Source organism: Diaphorobacter sp. B2A2W2 (assembly GCF_056730635.1).
On record NZ_JBWZOR010000008.1, the window covers coordinates 89,701 to 109,976 of the forward strand.

At 67.9% G+C, this 20,276-nt stretch carries 22 protein-coding genes, 1 tRNA gene, 1 other RNA gene and 1 riboswitch; of the genes, 14 read left to right on the top strand and 10 right to left on the bottom strand.

From position 1 onward, the window contains the following. Positions 1–17 precede the first annotated feature (17 nt). From ssrS to AC1PPL_RS13840, 3 genes are all read right to left on the bottom strand, one after another. Positions 18–197: non-coding RNA, 6S RNA (ssrS, locus tag AC1PPL_RS13830), on the bottom strand. A gap of 54 nt (positions 198–251) precedes the next feature. Next, a complete protein-coding gene (locus tag AC1PPL_RS13835) occupies positions 252–596 on the bottom strand; it encodes a cell division protein ZapA (RefSeq protein ID WP_123675170.1) in 345 nt (114 codons plus the stop codon). Continuing rightward, a complete protein-coding gene (locus AC1PPL_RS13840; RefSeq protein ID WP_015912724.1) occupies positions 593–832 on the bottom strand; it encodes a hypothetical protein in 240 nt (79 codons plus the stop codon). The genes AC1PPL_RS13835 and AC1PPL_RS13840 overlap by 4 nt, the downstream gene beginning before the upstream one ends. 34 nt (positions 833–866) lie before the next feature. Continuing rightward, positions 867–1,110: riboswitch (cobalamin riboswitch) on the top strand. Between the two features lie 80 nt (positions 1,111–1,190). On the opposite strand from AC1PPL_RS13840, the gene AC1PPL_RS13845 reads away from it, so the two are divergent. The 10 genes from AC1PPL_RS13845 (at position 1,191) to AC1PPL_RS13890 (ending at position 10,070) form a co-directional block, all read left to right on the top strand. Continuing rightward, positions 1,191–3,071 carry a TonB-dependent receptor domain-containing protein gene (locus tag AC1PPL_RS13845; RefSeq protein ID WP_312564327.1) on the top strand — a complete coding sequence of 627 codons (1,881 nt, stop codon included), beginning with the start codon at positions 1,191–1,193 and terminating at the stop codon, positions 3,069–3,071. Positions 3,072–3,093: 22 nt separating this feature from the next. Continuing rightward, positions 3,094–4,452, top strand: coding sequence for a cobyrinic acid a,c-diamide synthase CobB (locus AC1PPL_RS13850; protein ID WP_479973529.1), 1,359 nt, complete (start codon positions 3,094–3,096; stop codon positions 4,450–4,452). After that, positions 4,449–5,048 carry a bifunctional adenosylcobinamide kinase/adenosylcobinamide-phosphate guanylyltransferase gene (locus tag AC1PPL_RS13855; RefSeq protein ID WP_479973530.1) on the top strand — a complete coding sequence of 200 codons (600 nt, stop codon included), beginning with the start codon at positions 4,449–4,451 and terminating at the stop codon, positions 5,046–5,048. The genes AC1PPL_RS13850 and AC1PPL_RS13855 overlap by 4 nt, the downstream gene beginning before the upstream one ends. Beyond that, on the top strand, positions 5,045–5,935 hold the full coding sequence (locus AC1PPL_RS13860) for an ABC transporter substrate-binding protein (RefSeq protein WP_015912728.1): 891 nt from the start codon (positions 5,045–5,047) through the stop codon (positions 5,933–5,935). Before AC1PPL_RS13855 ends, AC1PPL_RS13860 begins: the two co-directional genes overlap by 4 nt. A 44-nt stretch (positions 5,936–5,979) precedes the next feature. Next, positions 5,980–7,014, top strand: coding sequence for a FecCD family ABC transporter permease (locus tag AC1PPL_RS13865; protein WP_172209182.1), 1,035 nt, complete (start codon positions 5,980–5,982; stop codon positions 7,012–7,014). Then, the gene (locus tag AC1PPL_RS13870; protein WP_479973531.1) at positions 7,011–7,793 is read left to right on the top strand and encodes an ABC transporter ATP-binding protein; all 783 of its coding nucleotides are present in this window, start codon (positions 7,011–7,013) and stop codon (positions 7,791–7,793) included. Before AC1PPL_RS13865 ends, AC1PPL_RS13870 begins: the two co-directional genes overlap by 4 nt. A gap of 73 nt (positions 7,794–7,866) precedes the next feature. Continuing rightward, entirely contained in the window at positions 7,867–8,124 is a 258-nt protein-coding gene (locus tag AC1PPL_RS13875; RefSeq protein ID WP_479973532.1) for a hypothetical protein, read from the top strand. Positions 8,125–8,153: 29 nt separating this feature from the next. Beyond that, the gene (gene cobO / locus AC1PPL_RS13880) at positions 8,154–8,723 is read left to right on the top strand and encodes a cob(I)yrinic acid a,c-diamide adenosyltransferase (protein ID WP_287985896.1); all 570 of its coding nucleotides are present in this window, start codon (positions 8,154–8,156) and stop codon (positions 8,721–8,723) included. A gap of 14 nt (positions 8,724–8,737) precedes the next feature. Next, positions 8,738–9,268: a methylated-DNA--[protein]-cysteine S-methyltransferase gene (locus AC1PPL_RS13885; RefSeq protein ID WP_479973533.1), complete on the top strand. Its 531-nt coding sequence runs from the start codon at positions 8,738–8,740 to the stop codon at positions 9,266–9,268. Positions 9,269–9,668: 400 nt separating this feature from the next. After that, positions 9,669–10,070: an MAPEG family protein gene (locus AC1PPL_RS13890; protein WP_312791143.1), complete on the top strand. Its 402-nt coding sequence runs from the start codon at positions 9,669–9,671 to the stop codon at positions 10,068–10,070. A gap of 285 nt (positions 10,071–10,355) precedes the next feature. Here the strand turns inward: AC1PPL_RS13890 and AC1PPL_RS13895 are convergent. The 3 genes from AC1PPL_RS13895 to AC1PPL_RS13905 form a co-directional block, all read right to left on the bottom strand. Further along, a tRNA-Ser gene (locus tag AC1PPL_RS13895) sits at positions 10,356–10,443 on the bottom strand. Between the two features lie 72 nt (positions 10,444–10,515). Then, a complete protein-coding gene (locus AC1PPL_RS13900) occupies positions 10,516–10,842 on the bottom strand; it encodes a hypothetical protein (protein ID WP_015912735.1) in 327 nt (108 codons plus the stop codon). A gap of 167 nt (positions 10,843–11,009) precedes the next feature. Continuing rightward, positions 11,010–11,696, bottom strand: a complete 687-nt coding sequence (locus AC1PPL_RS13905) for a DUF3334 family protein (RefSeq protein ID WP_479973534.1) — start codon at positions 11,694–11,696, stop codon at positions 11,010–11,012. 277 nt (positions 11,697–11,973) lie between these two features. On the opposite strand from AC1PPL_RS13905, the gene AC1PPL_RS13910 reads away from it, so the two are divergent. The 3 genes from AC1PPL_RS13910 to AC1PPL_RS13920 are packed head-to-tail and all read left to right on the top strand — an operon-like array spanning position 11,974 to position 13,788. After that, entirely contained in the window at positions 11,974–12,540 is a 567-nt protein-coding gene (locus AC1PPL_RS13910) for a cytochrome b (RefSeq protein ID WP_088887404.1), read from the top strand. 47 nt (positions 12,541–12,587) lie between these two features. Beyond that, positions 12,588–13,166, top strand: a complete 579-nt coding sequence (locus AC1PPL_RS13915; RefSeq protein WP_287965303.1) for a YceI family protein — start codon at positions 12,588–12,590, stop codon at positions 13,164–13,166. Positions 13,167–13,212: 46 nt separating this feature from the next. Then, positions 13,213–13,788 (top strand): YceI family protein, encoded by a 576-nt coding sequence (locus AC1PPL_RS13920; RefSeq protein WP_088887402.1) that lies wholly within the window; start codon positions 13,213–13,215, stop codon positions 13,786–13,788. Positions 13,789–13,891: 103 nt separating this feature from the next. Here AC1PPL_RS13920 and AC1PPL_RS13925 read toward each other — a convergent pair whose 3' ends face one another. Continuing rightward, complete coding sequence (locus tag AC1PPL_RS13925; RefSeq protein ID WP_479973535.1) at positions 13,892–14,617, bottom strand: haloacid dehalogenase type II; 726 nt, start codon at positions 14,615–14,617, stop codon at positions 13,892–13,894. A 145-nt stretch (positions 14,618–14,762) separates the two neighbouring features. Here AC1PPL_RS13925 and AC1PPL_RS13930 point away from each other — a divergent pair, with 145 nt between their 5' ends. Further along, on the top strand, positions 14,763–15,998 hold the full coding sequence (locus AC1PPL_RS13930) for an MFS transporter (RefSeq protein WP_479973536.1): 1,236 nt from the start codon (positions 14,763–14,765) through the stop codon (positions 15,996–15,998). Between the two features lie 74 nt (positions 15,999–16,072). On the opposite strand, the gene AC1PPL_RS13935 is transcribed toward AC1PPL_RS13930, so the two are convergent. The 3 genes from AC1PPL_RS13935 to AC1PPL_RS13945 all read right to left on the bottom strand — a co-directional run bounded on the left by AC1PPL_RS13935 (position 16,073) and on the right by AC1PPL_RS13945 (position 20,099). Beyond that, positions 16,073–17,212, bottom strand: a complete 1,140-nt coding sequence (locus AC1PPL_RS13935) for an FUSC family protein (protein ID WP_479973537.1) — start codon at positions 17,210–17,212, stop codon at positions 16,073–16,075. Between the two features lie 4 nt (positions 17,213–17,216). Next, positions 17,217–17,693: a MarR family winged helix-turn-helix transcriptional regulator gene (locus tag AC1PPL_RS13940; RefSeq protein WP_196995115.1), complete on the bottom strand. Its 477-nt coding sequence runs from the start codon at positions 17,691–17,693 to the stop codon at positions 17,217–17,219. Between the two features lie 96 nt (positions 17,694–17,789). Continuing rightward, positions 17,790–20,099 (bottom strand): NADP-dependent malic enzyme, encoded by a 2,310-nt coding sequence (locus tag AC1PPL_RS13945; RefSeq protein ID WP_011804545.1) that lies wholly within the window; start codon positions 20,097–20,099, stop codon positions 17,790–17,792. Positions 20,100–20,276 lie beyond the last annotated feature (177 nt).

The following is a 20,276-nucleotide window of genomic DNA, read 5'->3' on the forward strand; positions in this document are numbered from 1 at the left end:
AAGCGATTACCGGAGAAAAGGTGTCTGCGAATGCCACCGGACCGGCATCCTGAACCGGGGGTTCAGGTGGGCGAGGGCAGCCAGGCGTTGGGTTCATCTGACGCGAGATGATCACGCTCACCGGGCGATGTACCAAGCCCGTGCTCAATGAGCATTGGTTCAAGGAAATATAAAGCCCGGCAGCACCGCAGACATGTTCATTGTAGTGGGCCGCCCGTGTGCAGCCAGGGGCCAGGCTTTTACCGTAATGGTTATAGGAGGCGCCCATCCTCGCCCAGCGCCTCGTCCAGGCGCAGGAGCAACTGCTGCACGCGCTCATCGCTGTCGTGCACGTGCGGCGCGACCGGGGTGGGGACGATGCGCGCAGGGGCTGAGGCGGCTGCCAAATCGGCGGCTTCGCGGTCGGCGATCTCGAAAGCCAGGTTGAGGGCCGCCAGCACGGCGATGCGCTCACGCGCGCGTACTTTGCCCGCGTCACGGATGCGCGTCATGGCGGTATCCACGCGCTCGACCGCCTCCAGCAGGCGCGACTCCTGGCCGTCCGGGCAGGCCAGGAGATAGCTTTGCTGGAGGATCTGTACCTCGATCTGCTTCATGGCGCGTCTTTCGTCTCGGCAGTGCCGGGGAGTTCGGGCTCGGCAGGCAGGCGGTCCAGCAATGCGTTCACGCGCGCACGGGCAGCCTGCAGGCGGGATTGGAGGGAATCGCGCTCCTGGGTGAGCGCCGCGACCTGTTGCGCCAACAGGGCATTGGTGCGCTGCAACTCGGCATGGCGCAGCAGCAGCCGCTCAACGCGCTCGGCGATCTGGTCGATGGAAGAGGGGGAGGCCATACGCTGCCGATTGTAGGGATCGGCGTGCGAACCATCGTAAAATTGCGCAGTTGGTGCTCGCGGCGTGGTTCACATGCCGCAGTTCAACGGGAAGCAGGGAGGGACTCTCCGCCATGGAGTGTGTCCTGTGCCTGCGCTGCCCCCGCAACGGTCAGCGGATGAGCCGTACCTCGGCTCCCTCTTCATTGACAAGCCACTGAGCGCCTTGAACAAGCGTTTGGGAAGGCGATGCAGAGCGTTCCGCCAGCCCGGATACCGGCCAACGAGGTGGCTCCGCGTTTCCTTTTGTGAAACCTGGGCCGTTATGCCCAGGTGCCGACGGGGAGGTCGGCCGTGGCGATCTCTCTGTTTGCCCCACATGACAAACACCCGTCCGTTCAATGTGCGCTTGAGTGCGCTTTCCGTGCACGCGCGCGTCGCCGTGCTGCCGCTGGCGCTGGCCGCCGCTTTCCCCGCCGTGTCCCAGACCCTGCTGGCCCAGGCAGCCACAGAACCCCAACTGCGTGAAACCGTCATCACGGCAACCCGCGTGGCCCGGCCGCTGGCCGACATCGTGTCCGATGTGTCCGTCATCGACCGTGAAACCATCGAGGCCAGCGGCGCGGTAGGCGTCATTGACGTGATCTCGCGCCTGCCAGGCGTGCAGATCACGCGCAATGGCGGCCAGGGCAGCAATGGCAGCGTCTACCTGCGCGGCGCGGAGTCGCGCTTTACCGCCGTGTACCTGGACGGCGTGCGCCTGGACTCGCAATCCACCGGCGGCGTGGTGTGGGAGCAAATCCCGTTGTCGCAGATCGACCGCATCGAGGTCGTGCGCGGGCCAGCGGCTGCTGTGTACGGCTCGGATGCCATGGGAGGCGTGATCCAGCTCTTCACCAAAAAGGGCGAGGGTGCGCCGGCGCCCTACGTGGGCGTGGGCCTGGGCAACCAGGGCACGCGGACGGTGCAGGCCGGCGTGAGTGGCGGCACCGAGCAGGTGGACTATGCGCTGGGGCTGTCGCATGAGCGCGCCGATGGCTTCAGTGCCCGCGTAGGCTCCGCCTACAACCCGGACGAAGACGGCTACCGCCGCACCTCTGCCAATGCCCGACTGGGCGTGCAGTTGGACACGACCCATCGCCTGGAGGGCACGCTGCTGGCCAGCAACCTCAACTCGCAGTACGACGGCAGCAAAACGGCCGACGACCGCAATCACCACCAGTTGCGCACGGCCAGCCTGGCATGGCTGGCCAAGTGGAGCGACGTATACAGCACGCGCTTGCAGGTCACGCAGGGGCAGAGTGAATACAGCACCCGGCCCAACTTCTACATGACCGAGACCACGCTGCACAATTACCTGCTGCAAAACGAGTGGCGCCTGGGCGCGCATCTGTTCACAGCCGCGCTGGAGCGCCGCGAGGACGAACTGCACAACCCCGCCACCGAGTTCGTGGGCGACCTCCAGCGTGACCGCTCACAGAACGCGCTCGCGCTGGGCTATGGCCTGAACCAGGGCGCCCATACGCTGCAGGCCAACCTGCGCTATGACGACGACAGCGAGTTCGGCGGCAAAAGCACGGGCAGCCTGTCCTATGGCTACGCAATTACGCCGCAGTGGCGCGTCACCGCAGCGGCCGGCACGTCCTTCCGTGCACCCACGCTCTACCACCGCTTCAGCGAATACGGCGCGCCCGACCTGCAGCCCGAGAAGGGGCGCAACGTGGAGCTGGGCGCGCGGTGGACGCAAGGAGAGAGCAGCGTGGGTGTCGTGGCGTACCGCAACCGCGTCAGCAACCTCATCAATTTCGGCGCCGCGGGCCGCTGTGATTCCAGCTTCGGCTGCTACGAGAACGTGGGCCGCGCCGAGTACAAGGGCGTGACGCTGTCGGCCGCGCACCGCATCGCGGGCGTGTCGCTGCATGGCTCCATCGACTGGCAGAACCCGCGTGACCTGGACAGCGGCAAACTGCTGGCGCGCCGTGCCAAGCGCTACGCCACGCTGGGTGCCGACACCCTGGTGGCAGGCTGGACGCTGGGGGCAGAGCTCTACGCATCTGCGCGCCGGTACGACAACGCGGCCAACACCAACGTACTGGGCGGCTACACCACGCTCAACCTCTACACCAGCAAGCGCGTGGCGCGCGACGTGACGCTGCTGGCCCGCGTCGACAACCTGGCCGACAAGGACTACCAGTTGGCGCGCACCTACGCCACCGGCGGCCGCACGTTCTACGTGGGCCTGAAGTGGGCGCCGCAGTAACGCCATCACCGACTGCCACACCATGAGCCGCTGTCCCGCCCTGGTCATCGCCGCGCCCGCCTCTGGGCAGGGCAAGACCACCGTCACCGCCGCTTTGGCGCGCCTGCACACACGCCAAGGCCGGCGCGTGCGGGTGTTCAAGTGTGGGCCCGACTTCCTGGACCCGCACTGGCACCAATTGGCCAGCGGCGCCCCCGTGCACCAGCTCGATCTGTGGATGACCGGCGCGGCAGATTGCGCGCAGCGCCTGCGCGCCGCGGCGGCCGAAGCAGACCTGCTGCTCATCGAAGGGGTGATGGGGTTGTTCGACGGCGAACACAGCGTGGGCGACCTGGCGCAGCGCTTCGGCATACCGGTGCTTGCGGTGGTGGATGCCTCTGCCATGGGGGGCACGCTGGGCGCCATCGTGCATGGGCTGCGGCACTACCGTGCGGGCCTGCCATGGGCCGGTGTCTTGGCCAACCGCGTGGCGGGCGACCGCCATGCGCAGATGCTGCGGGACGGCTTGGCCGACGCTGCGGACTGGCTGGGTGCGCTGCCACGGGTCGTGGGTGACGCTGCGGGCGGGAGGGAGCCTGGTGGCCTTCTGCCCGAGCGGCACCTGGGACTGGTGGCAGCGCACGAACTGCCCGATGCCCTGCAGCGGCTGGACGCCGTGGCCGATGTGCTGGCCGGCACGCCCCTGGGCCGCATGTCCGCCGCGGACCTGCAGCGCTGGGCGGTGGACTTCGGCGGCACGCCCGTGGGCCGTGCCGCCATCACGCCGCTGCTGGCCGGCCGCACCGTGGCCGTGGCGGCGGATGAGGCTTTCTGCTTCATCTACGAAGCCAATATCGACACCCTGCAGCAGCTGGGCGCGCGCGTGGTGCGCTTTTCGCCGCTGCGCGACGCTGCGCTGCCGGCCTGCGACGCGCTGTGGCTGCCCGGCGGCTACCCCGAGCTGCACGCCGATGCGCTGGCCACCAATACGGCCATGCGCGACGGCCTGCAGGCGCACGTGGCGGCGGGTCGGCCCGTGTGGGCGGAGTGCGGCGGCATGATGGCGCTGCTGGAGTCCATCATCCTGGCCGACGGGCGCCGCGTGCCCCTGTGGGGGCTGCTGCCGGGTCATGCCACCATGCAGCGGCGCCTGGCCGCGCTGGGGCCGCGCGCGCTGCGCATGGGCACGCATGAGTTGCGCGGCCACACCTTTCACTACTCGGTCACCGACAGCCCGGCCGCCGTGTGCGCACACGCCCAGCGTCCGGACCATGCAGGGGCACCGGACGGCGGTGAAGCCGTGTACCGCCACGGCAGCATCCACGCGAGTTACTTCCACGCATGGTTTGCGTCCAGCCCGCAGGCGACCGCAGCCTTGCTGGGTGCGGAGGCGGGGCCATGAACGCGGCGCCGCAGACCATCGCCCGCAGTGAACTCATCCTGGGTGGACAAAAGAGCGGCAAGTCGCGCCGCGCCGAACTGCTGGCGCGCCAGTGGCTGCAGGCCGCGCCGGCACACCGCGCGCTGCTGCTGGCCACCGGCCAGCCGTGGGACGACGAGATGCGTGCGCGCATTGCCCGCCACCAGCGCGAGCGTGCCGAGCGTGTGCCCGGCCTGCAGACCGTGGAAGAGCCGCGCGATCTGGCCGGCGCCCTGGCGTGCCACAGCACCCCACAGACCCTGATCGTCGTGGACTGCCTCACCCTGTGGCTCACCAACTGGCTCATGCCGGCCGACCCCCAAGATGTAGAGCAAAAACAGCCTCTAGCGCGCGATTGGCAAGCGCAGGCAGCTCACTTTTTTGAAGCGTTGACGCACGCGCCCGGCCCCGTGGTGCTGGTGGGCAACGAGATCGGCCTGGGCGTGATCCCCCTGGGGCGCGAAGTGCGCGCCTTCGTGGACGCGCTGGGCGCCCTGAACCAGCGCGCGGCGGCAGCCTGCCAGCGCGTCACGCTGATGGCGGCGGGCCTGCCGCTTACCCTGAAGGACGCACCATGATGCCTCTTCGCTGGCGCCGCCAGCTTGCTGCCGCCGGCTGGATGCTGGGCCTGCTGCTGGCCTTGCCCAGCGCCCACGCGGTAACCATCACCGACGACCGGGGCCGCGCGCTGCGGTTCGACCAGCCGCCCCAGCGCATCGTGAGCCTGCTGCCGTCGCTGACCGAGAGCGTGTGCGAGCTGCAGCGCTGTGAGCGCCTGGTGGGGGTGGACCGCTACTCCAACTGGCCCGCGTCCGTGCGGCGCCTGCCCCAGGTGGGTGGCGGGCTGGACCCGAACATCGAGGCCATCGTCGCGCTGCGCCCGGACGTGGTACTGCTGTCGGTCAGCAGCCGCGTCAGCGACCGGCTGGAGGCGCTGGGCGTGAAGGTGCTGGCGCTGGACCACAAGACCCATGCGGACGTGCGCCGCGTGCTGGGGGTGCTGGGTGAACTGCTGGCCGTGCCGCCGGAGCACGGCGCGGAGCGCGTGTGGCGCGTGATCGATGCCGCCGTGCAGGCCGCCGCGCAGTCGCTGCCGCAGCGCGCGCGCGGGGCGCGGGTGTTCTTCGAGGTCAGCCGCGGCCCCTATGCGGCGGGGGCCAGTTCGTTCATCAGCGAGACGCTGGTGCGCCTGGGCGCGCGCAACGTGGTCCCGCCCGAGCTGGGGCCCTTTCCGCGTCTCAATCCCGAGTTCGTCCTGCGCGCACAGCCCGACGTACTGATGGTGGCCAACCGCAGCATGCAACCCATGACCCAATACCCGGGGTGGAACCACCTGGCCGCGGTCAAGGCGGGCCGCGTGTGCGACTTCGGCCCCGAACTGTCAGACGTGGTGGTGCGCCCCGGCCCGCGCATGGCCGAGGCCGCGCGCATCATGGCCCGCTGCCTGGCGGAGAAGTACGAATGAGCGCGCGCCTCCCGCAGCCCTCTACCATGGTGGCGACCACCGCCATGCCAGCAACCTATGCCACCTCCTTGCACCCCGACGCCAGCGGCCGCCGCGCGCGCTGGCTGGGCCTGTGGCTGCTGGCCGCCAGCGTGGCGCTGCTGCTGCTCGGCGCCAGCGTCGGCAGCACGGGCTTTGGCAGCTTGCTGAACCTGCGGGGCGACCCGCTGGCGCAGCAGATCGTGTGGGACATCCGCCTGCCGCGCACGCTGGGCGCATGGCTGGCCGGAGCGCTGCTGGGGCTGGCGGGCGCCATTGCCCAGGGGCTCTTTCGCAACCCGCTGGCCGACCCGTACCTGCTGGGCAGCGCGTCGGGCGCGGCGCTGGGCGGCGCCGTGGCCATGGCCGTTCTGGGCGTGTCGCCCAGCACGGCGAGCTGGCTGGCGCGACTGGGCGTGACGGGCTTGGCCTTCGCGGGCGCTGCGGGCGCCGTGCTGCTGACGCTGGTGTTGGCCCGTGGTGTGCAACACACGCTGCGCCTGCTGCTGGCGGGCGTGATCGTGGGCGTGGTGCTTGGCGCTGCGCGCGACCTGATCCAGGTGGCGCAGCCCGCCATTCTGGAGCCGATGCAGGTCTTCACCATGGGCAGTTCGGCCTTCGTGGGCTGGCAGGCCTGCGCCATCATGGCTGGCGGCTGGCTGCTGTGTGCCGCCACGGCCTGGGGGTTGTCGCGGCTGCTGGACGGGTTGATGCTGGGCGAAGCCACGGCCGCCAGCCTGGGCCTGCCCATCGTGCCCATGCGCGCTGGGCTGGTGCTGGCGCTGGCCCTGGCCACCGGCACGGCCGTGGCGCACACCGGGCTGATTGCCTTCGTCGGGTTGGCAGCGCCGCACCTCGTGCGCTCGATCGCGCGCGTCACCCACCAGTGGCATGTATGGCTGTCCAGCCTGATGGGCGCGGTGCTGCTGCTGGCCGCCGACATCCTGGCGCGTTGGGTGGTGGCGCCGCAGGAACTGCCCGTGGGCGTGCTCACCGCCGCGCTGGGCGGCAGCTACCTGCTGTGGCTCATGCACCGCCGGGTGTTGGGAAGCTCGCTATGAAGAACATAGCTGTTAGCGCACGCCAGATAAGCGCCAGCATCGCAAATGCCTCTATCTTGCGCGACATTGACCTGGACCTGCCCGCTGGCCGCTGGACCAGCGTGGTCGGCCCCAATGGTGCGGGCAAGTCCACGCTGCTCAAGGTGCTGGCAGGCCTGCTGCGCCATGCGCGTGTGCAAGGGCGGGTGCAGTTGCTGGGCCGCGCGCTGGCCGACATTCCCCCGCGCGAGCGCGCCCGCCAACTGGCCTGGCTGGGCCAGAACGAGTCCGCCGCCGAAGACCTGCCCGCCTACGACGTGGCCATGCTCGGCCGCCTCCCGCACCGTGCCTGGATGGCGCCGGCCAGCGATGCCGACCATGCCGCCGTGCAGCAGGCGCTGCACACCACCCAGGCGTGGGACTGGCGCGACCGTCCGCTGTCGGAACTGTCGGGAGGCGAGCGCCAGCGCGTGCTGCTGGCGCGCGCGCTGGCCGTGCAGGCGCCGGTGCTGCTCATGGACGAACCCCTGGCCAACCTGGACCCGCCGCACCAGACCGATTGGCTGCACACCGTGCGCGACCTGGTGGGGCAGGGCGGTACCGTGGTCAGCGTGCTGCACGAGGTATCCATCGCGCTGCAGGCCGACGACATGCTCATCATGGCCGCCGGCGGCGTGGTGCACCACGGGCCATGCCAGAGCGCGGCCACGCACGCCGCGCTGGAGCAGGTGTTCGAGCGGCGCATCCAGGTGCGCGAGATCGACGGCCTGTGGATGGCGCTGCCCCGCATGGAGCGGTGAACGCGCTGCGCCCCTTTTCCCTTGAACCCCTTGCGACGGGCGGCCAACCGCAGAGGGCATGGAGTGTGAACGCATGAATTTGGACGCCGGTTTTCCCCAGGTCGCGCAGGTGCTGCTGTGGCCCGCGCCCGTGCGGGTGGCGCTGGCCTTTCTCCGTGTCCTATGGATGCGCGGCGCCATGCTCATGCAAGCCTGGCAGCGCTGGCGCCTGCCGCATTACCGTTCTGCGCGTGCCACCCGGCCTCTCGATGGAGGAGCTGGCGCTGCAGTTGGTGCGCCACATGCGGCCTTCCAGGCGCGGCGTGCTCCATCGTTTCACGTGACGGCTTGATTTCCCAAAACTTCTTCTTGAGGCATTGCATGCAGATTGAAACTCCCCCCACCGAGAAACGCTACGACAAGGCCGAAGGCGAGCGCCGGGGCCTGGTCATCGTCAACACCGGCGACGGTAAGGGCAAGAGCACGGCGGCTTTCGGCCTGGCGCTGCGCGCGCATGGCCGGGGCAAGGCCGTGAAGGTCTTCCAGTTCATGAAGGTGCCCAGCGCCCGCTTCGGCGAGCACCGCATGTTCGAGCAGATCGGCCTGCCCATCGAAGGCCTGGGGGACGGCTTCAGTTGGAAGAGCAAGGACTTGGACCACTCCGCCCAACTGGCGCGCGACGGCTGGGCCAAGGCCCGTGCAGCCATCCTGTCGGGTGAGAACTTCCTCGTTGTGCTCGACGAAATCACCTATCCCCTGATCTATGGCTGGCTGCCACTGCAGGAGGTGCTGGACACCCTGGCGGCGCGGCCCAAGGACGTGCACGTATGCCTGACGGGCCGCCGCTGCCCCGAGGAAATCATCGCCATCGCCGACACGGTGACGGAGATGAAGCTCATCAAGCATGCGTTCCAGGCGGGCATTCCCGCGCAGCGCGGCATCGAGGACTGAGGGGGCGCCGCGCCATGCTGTATGCTCAGACCGTGCCTACCCCGCTGGGCGAGATGCTGGCCGTGGCTTCGGACCGGGGGCTGTGTCTGCTGGAGTTCCTGGGGCAGCCGGGTGTGGAGCGTGAATTGGCCCAGGTGCAGGCCGCTCGCGGTGAGGCCCTGCAGGAGAAGGGCAATGCGGTCACCGTGCTGCTGGCCAGTGAGTTGGCGGAATACTTCGGGCGCCGCCGCCGCGTGTTCGGTGTGCCGCTGGACCTGGTGGGCACGCCATTCCAGATCGCCGCGTGGCAGGCGCTGCTGGCCATCCCTTACGGCGAGACGCGCAGCTATGCACAGCAGGCGCGGACCATCGGCCAGCCCACGGCCACGCGCGTCGTCGCTGCGGCCAACGGGCAGAACAAGGTCTCCATCGTCGTGCCCTGCCACCGGGTCATCGGCAGCAACGGCAGCTTGACCGGCTTTGGCGGCGGCCTGCCGCGCAAGCGTGCGCTGCTGGCGTTGGAAGAAACTTCCGCGCAGCGCGATTGGTTGAACGAGACGCCATAACGGCCCCCACGCCCACACCGCCGCCGAACGCGCGGCCTTTTATCGCGCCGTTGGCGCGCACCGCCAGCGCCGTCCAGAACCTCTGTCTGCAGCGCGAGCGCGGCCGCGTGCCGCTGGCACCGGTTGGTCCATGACGGCGAATGGGGGGTGCCCGGCGACCGGTGGCGTTGATGGAGCAGTGAGCGCCGCAGAATGCGCTCGCCGCGTGGCACCACAGGTGTCGATGGTAGAAAGGCGCAGCAACGCTTCCTGTCGAGCGGCGGTACTTCCATGAGGTGCCAGGACGTTCTGGCATTGCGTACAAGACGCTGCACTGGAACGGTACTCCGCCACGGGCCTGTAACCGGGCTGGCGTACGTTGCCGGTGGGCGGGGTTTTTATCTACCTTTGGGGAGTCACCATGCAACCTTCGACTGTGGCTGTTTTCTGCATTGCTGCGCTGGCGCTGCTTTTGTTTCTGAGCGGCCTGTACGTCAGTGCGACCCGCGCTCGGTTTCGGATTCTGTGCGCAGGGGCAGACGATCCAGCCCATGCGCTGACCAAGGCGGTGCGTGCCCACGGCAACACTGCCGAATATGCAGCCATGCTGGCGCTTCTGATCTACCTGCTGGGTCAGCGGAGTTCGGCGGAATGGGTCAGCTGGGTGATGGTGGGCGTGACCGCGTCGCGCTATCTGTTGGTGATGGGCGTGTTGGCTTCTGCCACGCTGGCGCGTCCCAACCCTTTCCGTGCCGTGGGGGCGCTGGGCACCTATGTTGGCGGTACCGTACTCGCATTGGCGTTGCTTTTTGCAGCGGCATAGATGTGGTGCGCAACGGTCTTGGGGCCGTTGTGTTTCGGGAGGGGCACCACGCACCGGCCATGAAAGAAGTGGTTCCAGGCGCACGCGAACCATGTCACTCGGCACACGCGCCCCTGAAGCTGCTGGAGGCGCTACCGGCGAGTCATTGCGCACCATGTTGTGAATGCAGGGCTACAGGCAGTTGTCCCATCACGGGTTGGTATGTGAACCTGGAAAACCCGCTTCATCCGCCCCCGAATGGACATAAAAAAAAGCGCCCTCGCGAGGCGCTGATTTTTCTGGCGGTGGCGGAGACTGTGAGATTCGAACTCACGGACGGTTGCCCGTCGGCAGTTTTCAAGACTGCTGGTTTAAACCACTCACCCAAGTCTCCGCGAAGCCGCCTATTGTAAGCGGGTGGCGGGGCGGCGCGGTGCTTGTGGTGTGGCCCTGTAGGGGCTCGTAGTCAGCGCTTTAGCGCAGCCGCCAGTTGGGCTTTGTTCATCTTGGAACGCCCGGGGATGCCGCGTCGGCGGGCGTCCTCGTAGAGTTGCTCGCGCGTGCGGCCTTGCGGGCCCTGGTGCGACCGCTGGCCTCCGCGTACCGGGGCAGGCGTGTCCTGCAGTGTGTGGGGATCGGCCTGCTTGGCCTCGCCGTGCTGGGCACGTTCCTTGTTCACGGTGCGTGCGGCGATTTCTTCGGCGGTGTCCCGCTTTTCGCCGCGCTCCAGCAGGCTGTCCTTGATGTGCTCGTATTGGCGCTCGCGTTTGGCGCTCCAGGTGCGTTGGGGCATGGTGGCACTCCGCTGTGGAAATGGCTTCCAGCCTAGAAGGCGTGTGCGGGCGCGCCGTCGGCACCAGGCCTCCTTTGTCGTAGGACGCGGGCGGACTATGAGTAAAAATAGCTGCTAGCGCTTTACGGATAAGCGCTAACAGCTATATTTTCAATAGCAAAATGATGCTACATGCCGAGTGACCGGAGCAGCGCCTCGGTGTCGGCATCCGTTGCGCTGGCAGGGGCTACCGCTGGCGCGGGTGCTGCCGCCTGCGCCATGAGTGCGTCGGGGTCGGGCGCGTCCTGGGGTTCGAAGTCGTAGAGCTTGATGAACTGTGTGCGGTCGATCGCCAGTTCCAGATAGAAGATGTTGTTGCTGCCCGTGTAGAAGGTCACGCGGCGGGCCTCGGGCTGGTCGAGGTTGGCGTCCACGCTCAGCACCACCTGTTGGTTCAGCACCAGCATCTTGGGCTGGTTCTGCGTGATGTGGGTCTGCAGTTCGCGGCGCACCTTGCCGGTGAAGTCACCCACCACCTGGTTCATCAGTTCGCCCATGACGTTGCTGACTTCGTCAGAGGTGAAAGAACTGGCCAGTTCCTGCGCCGACATCCCCATGCTGAGCATGTAGCGCTCGTAGATCTCCATGGCTGCGGCGGCCGAGAAATTGATGATCACCAGCCCCGAGAAGCCGCCGTCGAACAGCACGAAGCAGCCGATGTCGGGCTTCAGGCAGGTCTTGGTGATGCGCTGCACCATGCCTGAGTAGTGCACGGGGCCCTGGGTGGCGACCGACAGCACACGGGTCACGGAGTTGCACAGCGAGACCAGCACGTCTTCGGTGCCGTAGACGACGGAAGTGGAGGGAGGAGTCATGGGGATGCGGTGAAAGTGCGGCGACGGCGAACGCAAAGGTGGCGAAGGCCAATGCGCGAATCATGACATGCCCTGCTGCGCACGCGGGTGCGCGAGGGCCCCTGTCCAACGTGGTTAACCGCTGTCGTTCATAAATTTTGAATCGAAACATCAATACGGTTGAAACTTACCGCACGGAGCGCACTCTAGACTGCGTCACTTCAACAGAGCGACGTCTCTGCTGCGGGTCCCATCCGCACAATCGCCGCGCGCTGTTCCTCTACCGCCACCATTCCGTATGACCACCGCTTCCGCACCACGCCCCGCGCGCTACGGCGCCACCGCCATCGCCTTGCACTGGATCCTGGGCCTGTCCATCGTGGCCGTGATTTGTGTCGGCTGGTACATGACGGGGCTGCCGTTTTCGCCCCAGCGACTGAAGCTCTACAACTGGCACAAGTGGGCGGGCGTGGCCATCCTTGCGCTGTCGGTGCTGCGGCTGCTGTGGCGCCTGACCCACCGTCCGCCCGCCTTGCCTGCGGCGGTGCTGGCAGCCATGCCGCGCTGGCAGCAGGCCGCGCATCATGGCGTGCATTACCTGATGTATGCGCTGTTCCTCATCGTGCCGCTGGTGGGTTGGGCCTACAGCTCGGCCGCGGGCTTTCCCATCGTTTTCCTCGGCGTGGTGCCGCTGCCTGACTTTGTGCCGGTCAGTCCTGCACTGGCGGAGGCCATCAAGCCCCTGCATGCCATCAGCGCCTACGCCTTGACCGCCCTGGTCGTGTTGCACGTGGCGGCAGCCGTCAAGCACCAGCTCATCGACCGTGACGGCCTGGTAGGCCGCATGCTGCCGGCGCGTGGCTGAGCCCGTTTCTCTTCCTGTCCTGATCCATGAATGGAGCATTCACCATGATGCAGTCGTCCCTTCCCCGTCTTGCTGGCATGGCACTGGCCGGCGCCGCGCTGCTGGCCGCAGGCAGCGCCTTCGCGCAGCAAAAGCTCGTGCCCGAGCAGAGCGAGATCGTCTTCGTGAGCAAGCAGATGGGCGTGCCCGTCGAGGGCCGCTTCAAGAAGTTTGATGCCCAGGTCGCGTTCGACCCCGCCAAGCCCGCCACCAGCAAGGTGGCGTTCACCGTGGATACCGGCAGTGCCACGCTGGGCGTGAAGGAAACCGATGCCGAGCTGCCCAAGCCCGTGTGGTTCAACGTGCCCAAGTTCCCGCAGGCCACGTTCCAGTCCAGCGCCATCAAGGCCGTGGGCGCGGGCAAATACGAAGTGGCCGGCAAGCTCAGCATCAAGGGCGCGGCGCAGGACGTCGTGGTGCCCGTCACCCTGACCCAAAGCGGCGCCATCACCACCGCGGCGGGCAGCTTCGCCATCAAGCGCCTGGCGTTCAAGATCGGCGAGAACGAATGGGCCGATACGTCCATGGTGGCCGACGAGGTGCAGGTCAAGTTCAAGCTGGCCCTGACCGGCGTGCCCAAGCTTTAACGCTTCCCCCTTTTTAATCACCAACCTCTACTACGGAGAAACCGACATGCGTTCCACCTTCCTGACCATTGCTGCCGCCGCTGCCCTGACCGCGGGTGCCGTGCACGCCCAGCCCGCCACGTACGCCGTGGACCCCACGCACACTTTCGCCACGTTCGAGATCAGCCACTTCGGCGCCAGCGTGAACCGCGGCCGCTTCGACAAGAAGGAAGGCACCGTGCAGTTCGACAAGGCCGGCAAGACCGGCAAGGTGGAGCTGACGCTGCACATCGACTCCGTCAATACCGGTACCGCGCCGTTCGACAAGCACCTGCAGAGCGCGGACATCTTTGACGCCGCCAAATTCCCCACCGCCAAGTTCGTGGGCGACAAGTTCACCTTCGAGGGCGACAAGCTCACGGCCGTGTCGGGCAACCTGACCATCAAGGGCAAGACGCAGCCCGTCACCCTGAAGGCCAACCAGTTCGCCTGCTACGACAGCCCGATGCTCAAGCGTGAAGTGTGCGGCGGCGACTTCGAGACAACGATCGACCGCACGGCCTTCGGCGTGGACTACGGCGTGCAGTACGGCTTCCCCAAGAACGTGCGCATCGTGGCGCAGATCGAAGCCGTCAAGCAGTAAGCCGGCAAAAACACGGGCCCGGCTGTCCAGGTCCGTCCTCCTGCCTCAAGGGCTGGTGCCGTCAGGTGCCAGCCCTTTTTTCATTGCGCACGCAAAACAGCCTTTACGCCCCCAACTGGTCCGCCAAGTCCAGCAAATCGCGCGCGTGCAGGTCGTTGCCTGGGCGTGGCGAGACATCCTTGGCGTGGCCCGCACCGAACTCCAGCGGCCGCTCGATATAAGCCGTGCGCAGGCCGCAGGCGCGCGCGCCCGCCAGATCGTCGTGGTGGGCGGCCACCAGCATCACCTGCTGCGGTGGCAGGTCGAACACGCGGGCCACGCCCAGGTAGGTGGCGGGATCGGGCTTGTAGGCGTGAAAGACCTCGGCGCTCAGGATGCAGTCCCAGGGCAGGCCGGCGCGTTTGGCCATGTGGGTGAGCAACCCGATGTTGCCGTTGGACAGCGTGGTGATGGTGTAGCGGCGCTTGAGCCGCGTCAGCCCCGCCACGCAGTCGGGCCACGGGGAGAGCCGGTGCCACACGCGGTTCAGGTGCACGCGCTCTTCCTCGCCCAGGTGCGCCAGGCCAAAGCGCGGCAGGATTTCGTCGAGGATCTGGCGGTGCAGGGCGTCGATCAGCGTCCAGCCCTGCGCGCCGCTCATCACCCGCGCCATCGCTGGCTGGTAGCCCGCGCGCCAGGCCCGGGCGAAGGCGTCGGCGTCCACGCGGGGGTGGTGCTGCTGCATTTCGCGCACGATGCTGCCGTGCCAGTCCACCACCGTGCCAAAGGTGTCAAAGGCCAGCACCTGCACGGTGCGGGCGATCTCCTGAAAAGCGGAATCAGCGTTCATGGTCGGCCCTGTGATGGCATTGCGCCGCAGCGTAGCAGCTGTATCGCGTACGTGCAGCCGCCCCAAGCCCGTGCGCCGGCGGGGAAGGGCCATGCGTGCTATGGTCGCGCGCCCTGGGGGGTTAACCCTGGTTTTCGATCTTTCCATGACTGTTTCTGCCACGCCCACTTCCAGCACCGCCACACCCCCCGCCGGTGCCGATGCCGCCAGCCCCGCGGACGAGCGCACGCTGGTGCGCGCCGTGCTGGCCATGGGCGTGGGAGGCTTTGCCATCGGCACCGGCGAATTCGTCATCATGGGTCTGCTGCCCGAGGTGGCGCTCGACCTGGGCGTGAGCATTCCGCAGGCCGGGCACGTGATCAGCGCCTACGCGCTGGGCGTGGTGGTGGGCGCGCCGGTACTGGCCGTGCTGGCGGCGCACTGGGGCCGGCGGGCGCTGCTCATGGCGCTGATGGCGGTCTACGCCCTGGGCAACTTTGCGTCGGCGCTGGCGCCAGGTTATGCGTCGCTGGGGCTGCTGCGGCTGGTCAGCGGCCTGCCGCACGGCACCTACTTCGGCGTCGCGGCGCTGGTGGCCGCGGCACTGTCACGGCCGGGCCAGCGCGCCCGGGCCGTGGGCTGGGTGATGCTGGGGCTGACCAGCGCGACGCTGGTGGGCGTGCCCATCGCGGCGGCGCTGGGCAGTCTGCTGGGCTGGCGCGCGGCCTTCGTGTTTGTGGGGGCCGTCGCGCTGGCGGCGGTATTCATGGTGCGGCGCTGGGTGCCCGACATGCCCGCGCCGCAGGGCGCCAGCCCCTGGCGCGAACTGGGCGCGCTGGCGCGGGGCCAGGTGTGGTTCACGCTGGGCATCGGCGCTATCGGCTTCGGCGGCATGTTCGCGGTGTTCAGCTACATCAAGCCCACGCTGCTGGAAGTGGCCGGCATGCCGGCGGCGCTGGTGCCGTTCACGCTGTCGCTGTTTGGCCTGGGCATGGTGGCGGGCAACCTGGTGGGCTCGCGCATGGCGGACCGCGCACTGATGCCCACCGTGGGCAAGCTGCTGTGGTGGTCGGTGGCGGTGATGGTGGTGTTCGTCGCGGCGGCGCACCACCCGCTGACGGCGGCGCTGTCCGTCTTCCTGCTGGGTACGGTGGTGGCCATCGGTCCCGCGCTGCAGATCCGTCTGATGGACGTGGCGGGCGATGCGCAGACCCTGGCGGCCGCGCTCAACCATTCGGCCTTCAACGCTGCGAATGCGCTGGGGGCCTGGCTGGGCGGTGTGGCCATCGCAGCGGGCGGCGGCTGGACTTCCACCGGCTGGGTGGGGGCGCTGCTGGGCCTGGGCGGCCTGGCTGTGTTCACAGCGGCGCTGGCCAGCGAGCGGCGGACACGGGCTCGCTGATCTGTTGTTTTGCTATCAAAAAAGAAGCTGCTGGCGCTTGTTGGACGGGCGCTAGGGGCCTTTTTTGCCTTAAGTCACTGCGCGCGGCCATGGTGGCGCGCAAGGTACACCCTCTCGTCCAGCGACGACAGCACCAGCGCCAACACAATCCCTACCGCCGCGCCCAGGGTGGTATCGAAGATGCGTGACAGTGCCATTTCCGTGGCTTCGCCATGGTGCGCCATGTTCGTCATCAGCAGAGCCATCGGCGTCACGAAAATCTGGCCCAGTGCGTAGTTGAACCCGATCACCGCCTCGGTCAGCACCTGCAGCACGGCCACGGCCAGCAGCAGCGTCCAGAACGATGGCTCGGACGAGAGGATCGCCCAGGCGATGCCGGCGCCCACCACAGTGCCCAGCGTGCGCTGCCAGCCGCGGTGCACCGTGCCCGGCAGGTGCGCACCTTGCAGCACGGCCACCGCGCCAATCGACGCCCAGGCCGGGTGCGCCCAGCCTGCGGCGTGTGCCAGCAGGGCGGCCAGCGCGGCGCACAGCGCCACGCGTGCCGACTGCACGGGTGCGTAACCCGGCGTGAGGGGCTTTGGGGCACGTGCCCCCGCCGTTGCCTGGACGGGTGTTGCGGCAGGCGGTGCTACTTCCAGGTCGCGCAGGCGGTCGGTCAGCAGGCACAACAGCCAGGCGGCGGCCACGCCCAGGGCGGTGGCACCGGTGCGCCCGGCCAGTGCCAGCGCGCTGTCAACTGGACTGATCGCGGCGCTGGCTGCGAAGATGAAAATCACCGCTCCCGGCGCGCCCATCTGCATGCGGTGGGCCAGCGATGCCAGCAGCCCTGCCATGCCCGACAGGGCCAGCAGCATGGCTACCGGTCCCAGCCCCGACCAGGCCAGCAGCGACAGCAGCGCCACGGGCATGACCAGCAGTGCCCCGGCCGTGAGGACGACGCCGAGGCGGCGGGCCAGCGGCGCGAAGCGCCCGAACAGTGCCGCCAGAGCGCCCAGGCCGCCGAAGCCCGCCACCTGTGCCCAGGGCGAGACATGCAGCAGCCCGGCAACCAGGATCACCGCCAACGCCACCTGCACACCGGCGATCGTGGCGTTGCGCAACGAGGCAGGGCGCTGCAGCGACAGGCTCTCCCGCAGCCGCGCGGATGCCAACGCCTGGCGCAGAGCGTGGCCGTGGGAGCTGGGAAGAAGAGGGCCGGTTGGCAACGCCATCGCATCAGTCCTCGTGCTGGGCGCTGGCAATGCGCGCTTCGATCTGCTCGAAGGCCTGCAGCAGGGTGCGGGCGGTGGCCTCGTCCAGATCGGCCAGCAACTCATCCTCGATGGCGGCAAGGCGCTTGCGGATGCCGTTGGCCGTGCGCTTGCCAGCGGCAGTGAGGCGCACGAGCTTGATGCGGCGGTCGCTCGCGTGCGCCTGGCGCTCGACCAGTCCCTGGGCAGCCAATGCGTCCAGCAGCCGTACCAGGCTGGAGCCGTCCAGCCCCACGGCGGCTGCCAGCTCGGTCTGCGAGATGCCGTCGCCCAGGCGGTGCAGGTGCACCAACGGCGTCCAGACGGCGTCGCTCAGGCCTTCGGCGGCCAGTTGTGCGTCCAGCGTCTTGCGCCAACGCCGGCCCAGGCCCACGAGCCGCACGCCCAGCAGGCGCTTGGGGTTGGCGGGGCGGGTGGCATCGGATGGTGAGGCAGCAGTCATTTTGTTATTCTAACAAATCATTTGAATTCAAATGATTTGTCAAAAAATAAGGGCCGCGCACCATGGCCTGGTGCGCGGCCCTGCTGTGCGCTGCGCTTACTTGCGGCGCGCGGCGCTGCTGGCGACGGCCAGTGCGGTCATGTTCAACACCCGGCGTACGGTGGCTGCGGGCGTGAGGATGTACGCCGTGGCCGAGGTACCCATGAGGATCGGACCGACGGTGACACCGCCGCTGGTCGTGGTCTTGAGCACGTTGTAGAGGATGTTGGCCGAGTCGATGTTCGGGCAGATCAGCAGGTTGGCCGAGCCGGTGAGCGTGGAGTCCGGCAGGTAGTTGTTGCGGATCTTGGGCTCCAGCGCGGCGTCTCCATGCAGCTCGCCATCGCATTCGATCTCGGGATGGCGGGCCACGAACAGGTCGCGCGCTGCGCGCATCTTGCGTGCCGAGGCGCGCTTGGACGAGCCGAAGCTGGAGTGCGACAGGAACGCCACCTTCGGCGGAATGCCAAAGCGCTGCACTTCCTGCACCGAGGACCAGGCGATGTCGGCCAGCTGCTCTGCCGTGGGGTCTTCGTTGACGTAGGTGTCGGCGATGAACAGCGTGCCGTTGTTGGTCGTCATCAGCGCGTTCAGCGCCGCGTATTGCTGCACGCCGGGTGCATGGCCCAGGATGCTGTGGATGCGTTCCAGGTGCGTCTCGTAGGTGCCCACCAGGCCGCAGATCATTGCGTCGGCATCGCCCAGCTTCACCATCAGCGCGGCGATGATGGTGTTGGAGCGGCGCACGGCTGCCTTGGCCACCTCGGGCGTGGCGCCGTCACGCTTCATGAGCTGGTGGTAGGCCTCCCAGTACTGGCGGAACCGCGGGTCGTCCGAGGGGTCGCAGATCTCCACGTCCTTGCCCGGCTGCATGCGCAGGCCGGCCTTGGCGATGCGTGCGGCGATCACCGCCGGGCGTCCGATGAGGATCGGGTGGGCGATACGGTCGTCGATCGCAAACTGCGCGGCGCGCAGCGCACGCTCGTCCTCGCCGTCGGCATAGGCCACGCGTTTTTGCGCGTCGGGCAGCGTCTTGGCGGCGTTGATCACCGGGCGCATCAGGATGCCGGTCTGGTACACGAAGCGCGACAGGCTCTCCTTGTACGCCTCCATGTCCTCGATGGGACGGCTGGCCACGCCCGACTCCAGCGCTGCCTGCGCCACGGCGGGGGCGATCTTGAGGATCAGGCGCGAATCGAACGGCGTGGGGATCAGGTAGTCGGGGCCGAAGGTCAGCTCCTGGCCTGCATAGGCGGCAGCCACTTCCTCGCTGATGTTCTCCTTGGCCAGCGCGGCGATCTGGCGCACGCAGGCGAGCTTCATGGCCTCGGTGATCTTGGTAGCGCCGCAGTCCAGCGCGCCGCGGAAGATGTAGGGGAAGCACAGGACGTTGTTGACCTGGTTGGGGTAGTCCGAGCGGCCGGTGGCGATGATGCAGTCCGGGCGCACGGCCTTGGCCAGTTCGGGGCGGATCTCGGGCTCGGGGTTGGCCAGCGCCAGGATGATGGGCTTGTCCGCCATGGTCTTGACCATCTCGGCCGTGAGCACGCCGGGGGCCGAGCAGCCCAGGAATACGTCGGCGCCGTTGACTGCGTCGGCCAGCGTGCGTGCATCGGTCTTCTGTGCGTAGCGTGCCTTGGATTCATCGAAGCCGCCGGGGCGACCTTCGTAGATCACGCCCTTGGAGTCGCACATGAAGATGTTTTCCACCTTCACGCCCAGGCCCACCATCACGCCCACGCAGGCAATGGCGGCGGCACCCGCGCCCGAGACGGCGACCTTGACCTGGTCGATCTGCTTGCCCACCAGTTCCAGGCCATTGAGCAGCGCGGCGCTGGAGATGATGGCCGTGCCATGCTGATCGTCATGGAACACCGGAATGTTCATGCGCTTGGACAGCTCGCGCTCGATGTAGAAGCACTCGGGCGCCTTGATGTCTTCGAGGTTGATGCCGCCCAAGGTGGGCTCGAGCGCTGCCACGATCTCGATGATCTTGTCGGGGTCGCGTGCGTCCAGTTCGATGTCGAACACGTCCACGCCGGCGAACTTCTTGAACAGGCACCCCTTGCCCTCCATCACCGGCTTGCCGGCCAGCGGGCCGATGTCGCCCAGGCCGAGCACGGCCGTGCCGTTGGTGATCACACCGACCAGGTTGCCGCGCGAGGTGTAGTCGAACGCCTTGGTCGGGTCGGCCTGGATGTCCAGGCAGGGATAGGCCACGCCAGGCGAGTAGGCCAGCGACAGGTCGCGCTGGTTGGACAGGGGCTTGGTGGGCGTGACGGCGATCTTGCCGCGCGTCATGTTGCGGTGGTATTCGAGCGCGGCTTCGCGCAGTGCCGCTTCAGCGGCAGACAGGGGCTGGGTCATACGAAATACGAATGGTGCGGTGCACGAAAAAACAGGCCAACACGGGCCGGACAAGCTTACTGCATGCTGACGGAGGGCCTGCACGGCAGCCTGCGTGGACGTCAACAAACCTTCCGCGCCCCCGTACGCCATACGGCACGCGGGGCGCGATCCTTCGGGTGGAAGGCGCGGGGCAGG